Source organism: Apibacter sp. B3706 (assembly GCF_011082725.1).
Lineage (GTDB): Bacteria > Bacteroidota > Bacteroidia > Flavobacteriales > Weeksellaceae > Apibacter.
Genome location: NZ_CP049715.1, coordinates 36457 through 50127 on the forward strand (window position 1 = coordinate 36457; position 13671 = coordinate 50127).

Here is a 13671-nt window from a genome sequence, read left to right on the forward strand (position 1 = left end):
ATTAAAATCGGATTTTAGACGGACCAATAAAATTAGTTTTATACTCATCTACTTTCTTACCATTTTCGTCAAAGATACCAATAATTACTTCTTCTTTGGTTTTAATTAAATCAGACTGAGGAATTTTAATAGTGGCTGTACCTTTGAGAGTTTGTTTAGGTTGTATGATAAATTGTGTACCATATCCTACTAAAGTTATACTTGCATGATTGGGTTTAAGTATTTTTACGTTTAGTTTTTTCTTTTCGGTAGTTTTATTAGAAAATATAAATTGATATTCATCAACAACTAATTGTTCTTCTATAGTAAACTGAGTACCAACAATTTTTAAAAATTTGGTTTCCACACTTGATCTAATGAACAATAATGATATACAAACCGATGTCAAAACCAATAAAGCTATAGTGTAGGCAATTAGTCTCGGAGTAAATTTGAAATCCGTTCTTTTTTCAATCATATTTTCCGAAGCGTACCTAATTAGACCTGTTGGCATTTTCATTCGGGTCATTACCATATCACAAGCATCAATACAAGCAGTACAGTTCACGCACTCCAATTGACTTCCGTTTCTTATATCAATACCCGTTGGACAAACTTCAACACATTGTTTACAATCTATACAATCTCCTTTTCCTAAAGCTTTTCTGTCTTCATTTTTCCTCCAACTTGCTCTTCCGGCAGTACCTTCTCCTCTCACGAAATCATAAGCAATATTTATCGTGTCTTTATCAATTAGTACCCCTTGAAGTCTGCCATATGGACAAACAAAAGTACAGGCTTGTTCTCTGAACCAAGCAAATACAAAATAAAATAAAGTGGTAAATATGATATATACTATAAATACGGTGACATTTTTTGAAATACCTTCTTTAAAAATTTTTAGTATCTCATCGGTGCCTAAAACGTAGGAAAATAATACAGCACATATTAGTAAAGAAACAATTAAAAAGATGGACCATTTTAAAATTCTCTTTTTAATTTTTTGACCGTTCCATTCTTGTTTGTCGAGGCGAATTTGCATATTTCTGTCTCCATCGATAAGAAATTCAATTTTCCTGAAAACATGTTCCATAAATATAGTTTGTGGACATATCCAACCGCAAAAAATTCTACCATATGTCACGGTAAATACAATGATGAAAACCGTAGTTGTCACTAAACCTATACCAAAAAGATAAAAGTCTGATGGGGAAAAATAAGCTCCGAATATATAGAATTGCCTGTTTAATATATCAAATAGGAAAATAGGATTTCCATTGATTTTAACAAATGGAAATATAAACAAAATGATGAGAAGGAATGCACTGACTATATCTCTGTATTTTGTGAATTTGCCATGAGGCTTTCGGACATAAACCCATTTTCTTTCTCCTGATACGTCTGCAGTAGCAAGGTTCTCTCTGAATTCTTCCTTTTGTTGTTCAAGGTCAGGAATTTTTTTATCCTCCGTTTCCTGAGACATGATGTTTTGTTTATTTAGTTAATTATTAAGTTTGATATCTATAATTATACTTTATTTCATTAAATTCTACATTTATAAAAAAGAGTAAAATTATATTTAAAAAGCAAAAGTCTGTTAATCTCCAATTGAAACTAAACAGACTTTTATATAATTTTTATTTTACTTCTCTGAGTTTGATGAGTTTTGCGTAGTTGCAGCCGGGGGAGTTGTTTCGGTTGGTGTTGCAGCTGTACCGGATCCTCCTTTATATGCTTTGGACCAAGGTGCTAAATTACCTTGAGGTTCTTTGGCGGTTTTATCTACTGAACGGCCTTCAGAATCTTTAGGAGAATTTTTATTAAGTTGGTACAAGTAACTTGCCACTTTAACAATATCATTTCCTTTTATTTCTCCGGTCGCTCCGAACGCTCTCATGGTAGGATTATTTTTACTACCGTTCCATACTGTATAAAAAATATTTTTAAATTCAGAGTCTTCTTTTGCGTTATTGTATTCTTCTTGAATATTAATCCAATAATCATCCGTTTGGTTAGGACCGGAAAGTCCTTTAGCTCCCTCGCCATGACAAGTTTTACAAATTTGTTCATAAATTACCTTTCCATCTGCTACTGCATCCGGATTAAATTGAGCGGTTTCTATAGTGGCTTGAGGAGCTATCTTTTCATATTCGGCAATTTCAGCCATCTGAGTTTTATATTCTTCTTCATATTCAACATCCGGATGCGCAAAACTTGTAAATGCATAGGAAAAAAGATACACAACACCGTAAGTGATAGTTACGGCAAATAAACCTATATACCATCTAGGCAATTGATTATCCAATTCTTTTATATTGTCATACCCATGATCTATTAATTTAATCTCACCGGTTTCTTCTGCTTTGCTTTGTTTGAATGCATCTCTCCAAAGTCGAGTTAAATAAGGGGTTTTTAAAAGTTCTAAATAGTCCTTTTTTTCACTGTCTGAAAGTAACTTAAATTTTTCAGCATCTATTAAAGCATTTAAAGAATTGTTAATAAGTAATAACACAAAAGAAATGGCAATAGTGGCTAAAAATATAGGATTTGTGATGAAATCAAAGTTTTGCAAGAACATGTAAAATGCACCGGTAATTAAAAATACCGATAAGATAGCATTTATGACAAAGGGTGTTCTAGGTTTCATATGATCATTTAGTATTTATATTATTAGTTCTTTTTTCATTATCCTCCAAGGGTAGATTGCTCATATCGTTATAGTAATTTTTTGGTTTGTTCATTACCATAAAAGTTACTCCAAGAAAAAATAAGACAAAAAGCAGAAGAGCTAAGCTTTGATAAATTATGGCATTATCTACTCCTGCAATTATTTTATTATAAAATTTGAGCATTTTTCTAATTATTTGCCGTTTCTACCTGTGTTTTTTTGATATCAACACCAAGTCTTTGTAAATAAGCAATTATAGCTACAATTTCTCTTTTTTCCAATGGAACAAAGTTAGCACCCTCAGCCTTTGCAGAGGCATCAAAACCGGCCTTATAGTCGGGTCTGTCTGTAAATATACTGGCTGCAATTTCTTTTGCTTGAGCCTCCATATTAGATTTATAATTGTCAATATCCTTTTGTTCGTAAGGAACATTGAACCAATTATTCATTAATTCTAACTTTTCTTTAGTTTTGGAGACATTTAATTCGTTATAAATTAACCACGGATATCTAGGCATAATGGATCCGGGAGAAGTTTCTCTAGGGTCGAATAAGTGAGTAAAATGCCATGAATCCGGATTTTTTCCTCCTTCTCTGTGTAAATCAGGTCCGGTTCTTTTAGATCCCCAAAGGAAAGGTCTATCGTATACGTACTCTCCTGCTTTAGAATATTCTCCGTATCGAACTACTTCATCTCTAAAAGGACGTATCATTTGGGAATGACAGGCATTACAACCTTCACGGATGTATAAGTCTCTTCCTTCCAATTCTAAAGGGGTATAGGGTTTTACACTTGTTATTTGTGGTATATTGGATTTAACGAAAATGGTTGGTAAAATTTCCACGGCTCCACCGACTGCCAAAGCAATTATTGCTAAAACAGAGAAGAAAAGAGGCATTCTTTCTAACCAGGAATGCGTTTTTTCGTTCGGGCCTTTTGCCGGAGAAACATGTAAAGCAGGGGCTTCTGCCTCTTCGTTAGCTACAAATGTACCTTTTCTAACAGTTGCAATAATGTTTATAACTAATAATATGGCTCCAGAAAGATAAAGTACCCCTCCAATAAATCTAAATATAAAGAAATATCTAAGCGATGTAACGGTTTCAAGGAAATTCTTCGTAACAAGAGTTCCATCCGGATTAAATTGTTTCCACATTAAGCCTTGAGTAAAACCACTCATGTACATTGGGATAACATATAAGATGATTCCCATAGTTCCTAACCAAAAATGCCAGTTGGCTAATTTTACAGAATATAGATTGGTTTTATATATTCTTGGGATGATATAATAAATAACTCCAAAAATGATGAAACCGTTCCATCCTAAGGCTCCTAAATGTACGTGTCCTATAACCCAATCGGTAAAATGTCCGATTTTGTTTAATGTTTTAGTAGCTAATAAAGGACCTTCAAAAGTAGCCATACCGTAGCAGGTTACTGCCACAACAAACATTTTAAGGATAGGATCTTCTCGTACTTTGTCCCATGCACCTCGTAAGGTTAATAACCCGTTAAGCATACCTCCCCAAGAAGGTGCTATTAGCATAATGGAAAATGCGGTTCCCAGCATTTGAGCCCATGCAGGTAAAGAGGTATATAGTAGGTGGTGAGGACCGGCCCACATGTAGACAAATATTAAGGACCAAAAGTGTATAATAGATAATTTGTAAGAAAACACCGGTCTATTGGCAGCTTTAGGTAAATAATAATACATTAATCCTAAGATAGGAGTAGTCAAGAAGAATGCTACTGCATTGTGGCCGAACCACCATTGCACCATGGCATCTTGAACTCCTGAATATATAGAGTAACTTTTTGCTCGTAAAATATTTGAATCTAATGGGATTGCCAAGTTATTAAATACCCACAACAAGGTAATTCCACCCCAAGTAGCTATAAAAAACCAAATGGCAACATACATATGACTGATTCTTCTTTTAGCAATGGTAATAAACATGTTCAATCCGAATAATATCCAGATAATGGCTACCATAATATCAATCGGCCATTCATGCTCTGCATATTCTTTGGATGTATTGATTCCCATTAAGAAGGTAATTACTACAGAAACGATAATTAATTGCCATCCCCAAAAATGAATCCAACTTAACAGATCACTGGTTCGAGATTTTAATAATCGCTGGGTAGCATAATAAAACCCTGTAAAAAAACCATTACCTACAAACGCATAAATAACGGCACTGGTGTGAAGCATTCTCAATCTTCCATATCCCAAAAAGCCTTGAGATCTGGCTAAATCGGCTCCTTCAGTACCAAAGAAAAATTCAGGTAATGTCGGTATGAATAATAATGAGGCTACAGTAAGTCCGACTATAAAACCAACAATACCCCAAAGTATAGTGGCATAGGCAAACGCTTTTGTAATTTTATTATCATATGAAAATTTTTGTGTTTCCATTGGTGTTATGTAGTTACTTTATTATTTTTCTTTCTTATCGTTTTTGGATTCTTTTGAATTGCCATCATTGGAATCAAATAAAATTCTTACTGCAGGTGATTCATCATCATCAAATTGTCCTTTCTTGATTCCATAGATAAAAAGGATCAAAAATATAACAGCTAATGAAACACTGCATAATATCATTAAATATAATATTTCCATACTGACTGAACAAAAATACATTTTATTTGATATGAATGATAATGATTTGTAACATATTTTTACATTGCATCTTTAATTTAGAATATTTCTAAATTGAGGTATATTTTAGGTTATTTGATGTGTTTTCTAATAAAGAAATTACCTTATCTTTTTTTAAATGTTTCATATCCAATAACTTTACTTACCACGGTGGTGAAAAGTACTACTGAAATGGAACTTACAGGCATAAGTATGGCTGCTACTAAGGGAGAAAGCCTGTTAGAAACTGCAAAACTTAATCCTATTATATTATAGCAAAAACTAATAATGAAGCAAATGGAAACTATAACTAAGGCTTTTTTTGATAATTTTAAATATTTAGGTAGATAAGCAAAATTATTTCCGTCTAAAATGGCATCTGACGAAGGAGTGAAACTGTTTATATCATCTGATATGGCAATACCCACATTAGATTGTTTTAAGGCTCCTGCATCATTGAGTCCGTCGCCAAGCATTAAAACTATATGCCCTTGATCTTGTAAATTTTTAATGTAATCGAGCTTATCTTGAGGAGACTGATTAAATTTAATAACCGTGTCAGTGGAAAATATTTTTTCTAAATTATGCTTTTCGGAATTATTATCTCCACTTACTAATGATATTTTATAATGGTTAAGTGATCTGATAATTTCTTTTAAATCTTTTCTGTATTGGTTTTTAATTTTATATAACCCTTTGTATACGCCATTGATGGAAATATAAACTGAAGTTTCAGAATTAATATTTTTTTTATTTCCTACAAAGTCGCATGAGCCTATTTTGTATTCTATACCCTTAATGAACCCTTTTATTCCTTTACCTATTATTTCTTCGTAGTCCTTAATAGATATATGATCAATGGGCATGGAAATAGATTCATAAAGTGATCTGCTTAAAGGGTGATTGGAATTTTGAAGTATAGCTTTTAAGTTTTTTAACTCTTCAACAGTAAGTTTTTCTCCTTCATAACTAATTTTGTTGACTTTATTAATCGTCAAAGTGCCGGTTTTATCAAAAACTATATGGTCTATTTTTGCCAGTTTCTCAACTGTGATAGCATCTTTTACGTAAAATTTTTCTTTACCGAAAATTCTCATGATATTTCCGATGGTAAAAGGTGCGGAAAGAGCTAATGCACAGGGACAGGCAACAATCAATATAGCCGTGATTACTTGGTACATTTGCGAAGTGTTTTTTTCAATGAAATACCAGTATAATCCGCTTACAATTGTGATGATCAGTATGACCATCACAAAATATTTACTTATGTTATTGGTTATTGAATCAATAGTTGAAGTATCTTTTTTAAATGCTTCATTATTCCATAGCCGGGTAAGATAGCTTTGATTAACTTCTTTAATGATCTCGAGTTCTATAGTAGTGCCGGATTGTTTTCCTCCGGCAAATATTTTTTCTCCTGTCTTCTTTTCTATTAGTTTGGATTCTCCGGTAATAAAGCTGTTATCAATAAACGCTTCTCCATGAATGAGAATAGAATCGGCAGGAATTATTTCTTGATTACGTATTAGTATTCTGTCACCAATTTTTAAATTTGAGATCAGAACATTTTCATGAGTTTTATTGGAGGTAATTTTAGTTACGGCTATGGGATAAAAGGATTTGTAATCTCTATCAAAAGCTAAAGTTTTATAAGTTCTTTGCTGAAAATACTTACCTAAAAGCATAAAAAATAAAAGTCCGCTTAGAGAATCGAAATAACCGTTACTCATTCCCGTATACGCTTCAAAGCAACTACGGAAAAATAAGGCAAATATACCGATAACAATGGGCAAATCAATATTTAATACTCCGTGTTTTAGAGCTCCCCATGCAGATTTATAATAATCTGAAGCGCAATAAAAAACTACGGGTAATGAGAAAAGGAACATAAGGATTCTGAAAAAATAACTGTATTGTTGAAGCCAAGGGTCTTTTTCAGTTTCGAGAAATTCCGGAAAGGCAAAAAGCATAATGTTTCCGAAAGCAAATCCGGATATCCCTATTTTTACAAGTAGGGTGTGATCTACTTTTTCAGGTTTTTTTTCAGTAGTTTCAAAATTAATGACCGGCTTATAGCCTAAATCTGTTAGAAAATTAGCTAATTCACTTAATTTATAGAATTCATTTTTGTAGGCAATTTGTACCGTTTTAGAAGAAAAATTTACAGTAGAATATGTAATATTAGTATTAATATTTTTTAAACTTTCCAATAACCAAATACAAGCACTGCAATGAATAACGGGTATTTTAAAAGTTATAAGAGTTAATCCCCCTTCCGAATAATCAATAATTTTATCAAAAATTTGAGGGGTGTCTAAAAATTCAAAATAATTTTGCCCCTTTTCAGGTTTTATTCCGGCTTTGGAGTTTAAATTATAGTAATTATCCAATTTATTTTGATTTAAAATTTCGTATACAGATTTACATCCGTTACAGCAAAATAATTTATTATCAAAATCAATTGGAGTGTCCTCAATGATCTGTCCGCAATGATAACAATGCTCACTCATATATTTGTACTATCACTAAACCTGCAAAGTTATATCCTTTTATTTAAAATTAAAGTATTATTTTTGTCCGTAAATTATTAAAAATATGAGTAATATCATGCCTAAAAATTCAGTAGATTTAATAATATCAGAATTAAAAAATAAAGATGTTTTAAGCCAATTTACAAAAGAAGAACATAGCATATTGGATAAAGAAATGAAGGAGATTCGTTTTGAAAGAGGTCAAGAAATTATACATGAAGGTTATAAACCTACCGGAATATTTGGAGTTATAAGCGGTACGGGTAAAATTAACAGAAAAGGATATAATGGTAAAGATCAAATACTGCGTTTAGTAAAAAAAGGAGAAATTGTAGGATACCGTTCTTTATTAGGGGGAGAAAGTTTTAGTGCTTCTTGTACCGTTCTAGAAGATATTACTGCAGTATATATCCCTGAAATTATTTTTCATCGACTGTTAGAAATAAGTTCCAGAGTTTCTTTTGATGTATTAAAAAAAATATCCCAAGACTTAGGAGAAGCAGGAAAAACCATCACTTGGTTAGCTCAAAATACGGTGAGAGAAAGATTGGCTGCCGTTTTACTTCTTTTAGAGAAAAAACTTGATGTTGATCATGAGGGCTTCATTAAAATTACTCTTACTCGTGAAGAAATGGCAAATTTAATCGGTACAGCAACAGAAAGTGCGATACGATTAATTTCTGAATTTAAAAATGATGAGCTTATAGAAGTGGAGGGACGAAGAATAAAAATTCTTAATCATCAAAAATTGTCCCGACTAGGGCATATTACGTCATAAAAATTATAAATTTTAAATTTAAGCGTTGAGATCGCTGAGTTCCAGCCATCTAGATTCTTTGTAATCTAAACTTTGAATAAGATTTTCCAGCTTATTGCTAATTTCTTGTATTTCATCAAAACTTAAACTCGAAGAGGATAATTGTTCAGTTAATTTATTTTTTTCTTCTTCTAACTGAGGAATTTCTTTTTCTAGCATTTCTAATTCTCTTTTTTCCTTGAAAGAAAGTTTAGGAGATTTGTTCCCGTTAGTTGGATTACTATTTTTTATTTCCTTTTTAGAAACGTCTTTGATGATTTCATTTTCTTTTTCCTTTGAATTTAAATAATAATCTGTATAATTACCTATAAACCAGGAAATTTTACCGTTGCCCTCAAAAATCATCAATTCATCAACCACTTTGTCCATAAAGTATCGGTCATGGCTTACGATCAAAACACAGCCTTGATATTCATTTAAAAAATTTTCAAGAACAGTTAAGGTTGGTAAATCTAAGTCATTTGTAGGCTCATCAAGTATTAAAAAATTAGGATTGCTAAATAAAATTGATAGCAATTGCAATCTCTTTTTCTCTCCGCCGCTTAATTTAGATATATAAGTATATTGAGATTCCGGTGTAAAAAGAAACATTTCTAAGAATTGACCGGCAGTAATTTGTTTTCCATTGGATAGAGGAAAATAATCTGCTATTTCTTTTACAAAATCAATAACTCGTTGATCTTCTTTGTATGCGAGTCCTTCCTGTTTAAAATGCCCTATTTGTAAAGTTTCGCCCCATTCAATAGTTCCTGAATCAAATTCTTCCTTTCTTTCAAGTATCTTCAAAAAAGTTGTTTTACCTACTCCATTTTTACCGATGATCCCGATTTTTGATCCTCTGGCAAAAGTATGGGAAAAGTTGTCCAAGATTATTTTATTTCCAAAATGTTTGGAAACATGTTCCATTTCAATGATTTTTTTTCCCAAACGAGTCATTTGCATGTCCAATTGAACTTGAGCATCAGAGATGCTTTTTTTAGCAAGTTCTTCCGTTTTATAAAAACTTTCAATTCTGCTTTTTGACTTGGATGTTCTAGCCTGAGGTTGTCTGCGCATCCATTCCAGCTCTTTTCTATATAAATTTTTAGCTTTATTGGTTTGAGCTATCTGATTTTCAATTCTCAGAGATTTATTGGTTACATAGGTCTCATAATCGCCATTATGCGAATATAAGGTTCCGTCTTCCATTTCTAAGATCCGAGTGCAAATAGCATCTAAAAAATATCGATCATGAGTAACTAAAATAAGGGTTTTGTTTTCTTTGTTAAGAAAAAATTCCAACCATTCAACCATTTCAATATCTAAATGATTAGTTGGTTCATCCAGAATTAATAATACAGTGCCTTTTTCAAAGCTTATATCGATCAGGAATTTGGCAAGAGAAATTCTTTTTTGTTGTCCACCCGATAAATTTTGTATCTTTTGATTAAGGAAATCAATTTTTAATTTATTGATAATTTCTTGAATTACAGGTTCGACTTTCCATCCATCCCATTGATCCATTTTTTCTATTAATCCTATCAATTCAGAATTGGAAGGATCATTCTGAACCATGGTATCGTATTGATGAACGATATCCAATACAGGGTTAGAATGGGTAAATATATAATCTTCAGCAGTTAAATCATCATTAAATAGTTCAGATTGTTCAAACATAACTACTTTTATGTCTTTATTGAGCGTAACCGATCCGGAATCGGCAGATTCTAATCCGGACAGGATTTTTAATAAAGTACTTTTTCCACTACCGTTTTTAGCAACTAAAGCAATTTGATCTCCTTCATTTATATGAAAAGAGACATTGGAAAATAAAGTTCTTATGCCAAAAGACTTACTGATGTTTTCAACTGAAAGATAATTCATAGGGTATATATAGAAAAGCAAAAATACGCTTTCTAAATTATTTTATAAAAAGTCAATTTGGGTATTAATTTGATGATTTATATAATATCATATGACAAACCAGCAAAATAGTTAGAAAAACATTGAGTATAACTCCTACAGAAGCATCAATATTTTTAAAATCTTTAATACGGGCATAGATACTAAGCAGGAGACAGAATAATTCAACACCGACCATAGTATAGTTTAGCCAGGAAGGTACAAAACAATATAAATTGCCAAGTAAGAAAGCTATTAGATTTAAAATTACTATTCCTGCTAAAAACACGAAAATACTGACGTTATTCATAATTTATTAAAATTAAATTTAAAAAATGCTTATTATGTATAAGATGTTTTCTTTAATTTCTAAATGATATATTTAAGTAAAAGAAATTAATAGTGTTACATTTTTAATAATCTAATTTTATTCCAAGATTTAAACAATCAAACAAAAAATATTAAATATTCGATGTTTAAGAAATAGAGGTAATAGGTAATTGTGTAAATTAATGTAAGCATATTACTAGGTAAATAAGAGACAAAAGAGGCTTTTTATATCAAGATTTTTAACAACAGTAATTTATTGATTTAAAAAAATGCTAACTTGGTATATACAGGGGTTTAATTGGAATAAAACATAAATCCCCCTTTCATATTAATTAATTTTGCCTGTTGCTTATTGGATAAAAATGACTATAAAGCAATGAAAAAAGATAATATTATTCATGAACCACTGCCTAAAAGCATTGACTTTATTCAACGATAGTTTCTGAAAGTATATGTTTTGCGGCAGGAAAAAAGAAAATTTTCTGATTTTTTACATGGGATTATATAATATTATATAAGGAAAAAATGCTAATGTATTAGAAACTTCAACAGTAAAAAATATTTCATTTTATAAAATCAAATGCTTTTTTATAGAAATTCTTAAGGAATATATCACTTAAAAAAACAAAAAATCCACAATCTTTTTGAATTGATTATGGATTTTTGAAGTGGTACCTCTTGGAATCGAACCAAGGACACAAGGATTTTCAGTCCTTTGCTCTACCAACTGAGCTAAGGTACCCTCGTTTGGGATTGCAAATATAGGGCATATTTTTAAATCACAAAATATTTTTAAAAAAAAATTGAATTTTTTTTTCGGCTATAAAATTTCACTAAGAATTTTTACTTATAATTATTTTTATAATCGGTACATTATTAACATATTTGTACTTTGTATATAAAACACACTGAATGAAAATTAGATTTTTCTCCATATTATCATCATTTATCATATTTCTGAATGCAGCTTATGCCCAGCAAACTTCTACCTCTCCTTATTCTTCATTTGGCTTAGGAGAAAGTAAAACCAATTCCGATATAGTAATTTCTTCTATGGGAGGATTGGGAACCTCATATATTTCAGATTTTACCAATGAAGCCAATTTTGTAAATCCGGCAGCGAATAGAAACTTGCGATATACCAGTTATAACATCGTGATCAATACCGATTATACCAATGCTAAAACTTCTAACGTAAGCAGTGATCGATCCACTACTTATTTAGCTAATTTATCATTAGCCTTTCCAATCGGAGCTAAGTCCAGAGTAGGAGTAAATTTACAACCTTACACCAATATAGGATATGATATAAATACAGATAATTCAGATGTTGTAAATCAAAAATCTTTATTTAAGGGAAGGGGAGGACTTAATGCTTTTAGTGGTATGTATTCATATAATATATCCAATGAGTTTTCCTTAGGAGCTAAAATCGGGTATGTTTGGGGCGATTTGAAAAAAGATCAAGAAACATCTTTACAGAATGCTAATTTGATTTCCGGTATATTTAATAAGCAAGAATATGGTTTTTTCGATTATACTTTAGGAGTAGCCTATCGAAAAAAATTAACTAATAATCATTTACTTAAAATCGGAGCAACTTATAATATAGGGCATACCATAGATGCTGATGTAAATTATTTGTATTCAACCTATTATTATAACAATAATAATGAAAAAGTTTCAATGGATACCTTAAACTATGTTAAGGGAACACATGATGCAAAATTACCTTCATCATACTCAATAGGAGTGGCCTATGGAAAAGAGCATAAATGGTCATTAGGAGCAGATTTTAAATTTACAGATCAATTTAAACTAAAGATACCGGAAGATAATTTTGATTACAAAAATAAGTATCGCGTAGCTGTAGGAGGCTGGTATTTGCCTAATATAAACGGTTTCAGATCTTATTTTGAAAAAATTATTTATCGGTATGGGCTGTATTATGAAAATACAGGGCTTAATGTGAACAATAAAACCATTGACCAATATGGGGTAACCGCCGGTCTAGGCCTGCCTTTGGGTAAATCCGGTAAACATGATCCTTCCATGCTAAATTTAGGAATTGAATTAGGACAAAGAGGTTCAAAATCAAACGGTCTAATCAAAGAGAATTTCGTAAATTTTAAGGTTGGATTTAATTTTGATGATCTTTGGTTTAGAAAGAGACAGTACGATTAAAATTTATAACTATCATTTTTTATCCATGGAAAGATGGTGACTATAAAAAAAATAAAAATCTATTTATATCTTATTTTTTTTGCGATTATTTCCATATCATGTTCCGATGAAAAAGGGGATAATTTAGGAGAAAAAAAAACCAACTTTGCTTCCAGGAGAATCTATAATGCTAATATAACTTTAACAGATTCAGTGTATGCAATTATTAGATTAAGGACTCCACTTATGGAAGAATATGAATTTGTAGAGACACCGTATACAGTTTTTCCTAAAGGTTTAGATATGGATTTCTACCAAAAAGGTAAAGATCCCGGGCATTTGAAAGCAGATTATGCCAAGATAATTGAAACTGCAGGATGGTATGAAGCAAGGAAAAATGTAGTTATTATTAATTCGGATAAAGACACATTAAAAACCAATCAAATTTTTTGGAATAAGAAAGAAAGAAAAATTTTTTCAAACGATACCGTTAAAATCTACAGGGCAGACGGGGTAACTACGAATATTTCTGTTCATGGAATTGAATCTTCAGAAGACTTTAAGAATTTTAAACTGAAAAAAAACACAGGTACTTTGCCCTATGCAAATGATTTAAAAACAGATAGCAAATAAATTTTATTTTGAATAAAAATAATATAA

Annotated in this window: 10 protein-coding genes and 1 tRNA gene; 3 read left to right on the top strand and 8 right to left on the bottom strand. The window is 31.2% G+C overall.

Features of this window, described 5'->3' with window-relative positions:
- Window position 1: 1 nt before the first annotated feature.
- The 5 genes from ccoG to G8C41_RS00190 all read right to left on the bottom strand — a co-directional run bounded on the left by ccoG (window position 2) and on the right by G8C41_RS00190 (window position 7799).
- Window positions 2-1462, bottom strand: coding sequence for a cytochrome c oxidase accessory protein CcoG (ccoG, locus tag G8C41_RS00170; protein WP_160568888.1), 1461 nt, complete (start codon window positions 1460-1462; stop codon window positions 2-4).
- Window positions 1463-1621: 159 nt separating this feature from the next.
- Entirely contained in the window at window positions 1622-2626 is a 1005-nt protein-coding gene (locus tag G8C41_RS00175) for a cbb3-type cytochrome c oxidase N-terminal domain-containing protein (RefSeq protein ID WP_166005754.1), read from the bottom strand.
- 209 nt (window positions 2627-2835) lie between these two features.
- A complete protein-coding gene (gene ccoN, locus G8C41_RS00180; RefSeq protein ID WP_166005755.1) occupies window positions 2836-5067 on the bottom strand; it encodes a cytochrome-c oxidase, cbb3-type subunit I in 2232 nt (743 codons plus the stop codon).
- Window positions 5068-5088: 21 nt separating this feature from the next.
- Complete coding sequence (gene ccoS / locus G8C41_RS00185; RefSeq protein ID WP_105296782.1) at window positions 5089-5271, bottom strand: cbb3-type cytochrome oxidase assembly protein CcoS; 183 nt, start codon at window positions 5269-5271, stop codon at window positions 5089-5091.
- Between the two features lie 143 nt (window positions 5272-5414).
- Window positions 5415-7799 carry a heavy metal translocating P-type ATPase gene (locus G8C41_RS00190; protein ID WP_166005756.1) on the bottom strand — a complete coding sequence of 795 codons (2385 nt, stop codon included), beginning with the start codon at window positions 7797-7799 and terminating at the stop codon, window positions 5415-5417.
- 85 nt (window positions 7800-7884) lie between these two features.
- Here G8C41_RS00190 and G8C41_RS00195 point away from each other — a divergent pair, with 85 nt between their 5' ends.
- On the top strand, window positions 7885-8598 hold the full coding sequence (locus tag G8C41_RS00195; protein ID WP_255410567.1) for a Crp/Fnr family transcriptional regulator: 714 nt from the start codon (window positions 7885-7887) through the stop codon (window positions 8596-8598).
- 18 nt (window positions 8599-8616) lie between these two features.
- Here G8C41_RS00195 and G8C41_RS00200 read toward each other — a convergent pair whose 3' ends face one another.
- The 3 genes from G8C41_RS00200 to G8C41_RS00210 all read right to left on the bottom strand — a co-directional run bounded on the left by G8C41_RS00200 (window position 8617) and on the right by G8C41_RS00210 (window position 11590).
- Complete coding sequence (locus G8C41_RS00200) at window positions 8617-10500, bottom strand: ABC-F family ATP-binding cassette domain-containing protein (protein ID WP_166005757.1); 1884 nt, start codon at window positions 10498-10500, stop codon at window positions 8617-8619.
- 64 nt (window positions 10501-10564) lie between these two features.
- Entirely contained in the window at window positions 10565-10828 is a 264-nt protein-coding gene (locus G8C41_RS00205) for a hypothetical protein (RefSeq protein WP_146105549.1), read from the bottom strand.
- 689 nt (window positions 10829-11517) lie between these two features.
- Window positions 11518-11590: transfer RNA gene (locus G8C41_RS00210), tRNA-Phe, on the bottom strand.
- 170 nt (window positions 11591-11760) lie between these two features.
- Between G8C41_RS00210 and G8C41_RS00215 the strand changes: the two genes are divergently transcribed.
- Together G8C41_RS00215 and lptC are read left to right on the top strand one after the other, a co-directional pair.
- A complete protein-coding gene (locus G8C41_RS00215) occupies window positions 11761-13032 on the top strand; it encodes an OmpP1/FadL family transporter (protein ID WP_166005758.1) in 1272 nt (423 codons plus the stop codon).
- Between the two features lie 33 nt (window positions 13033-13065).
- On the top strand, window positions 13066-13644 hold the full coding sequence (gene lptC, locus G8C41_RS00220) for an LPS export ABC transporter periplasmic protein LptC (RefSeq protein WP_160550007.1): 579 nt from the start codon (window positions 13066-13068) through the stop codon (window positions 13642-13644).
- The last annotated feature ends 27 nt before the right edge of the window (window positions 13645-13671 follow it).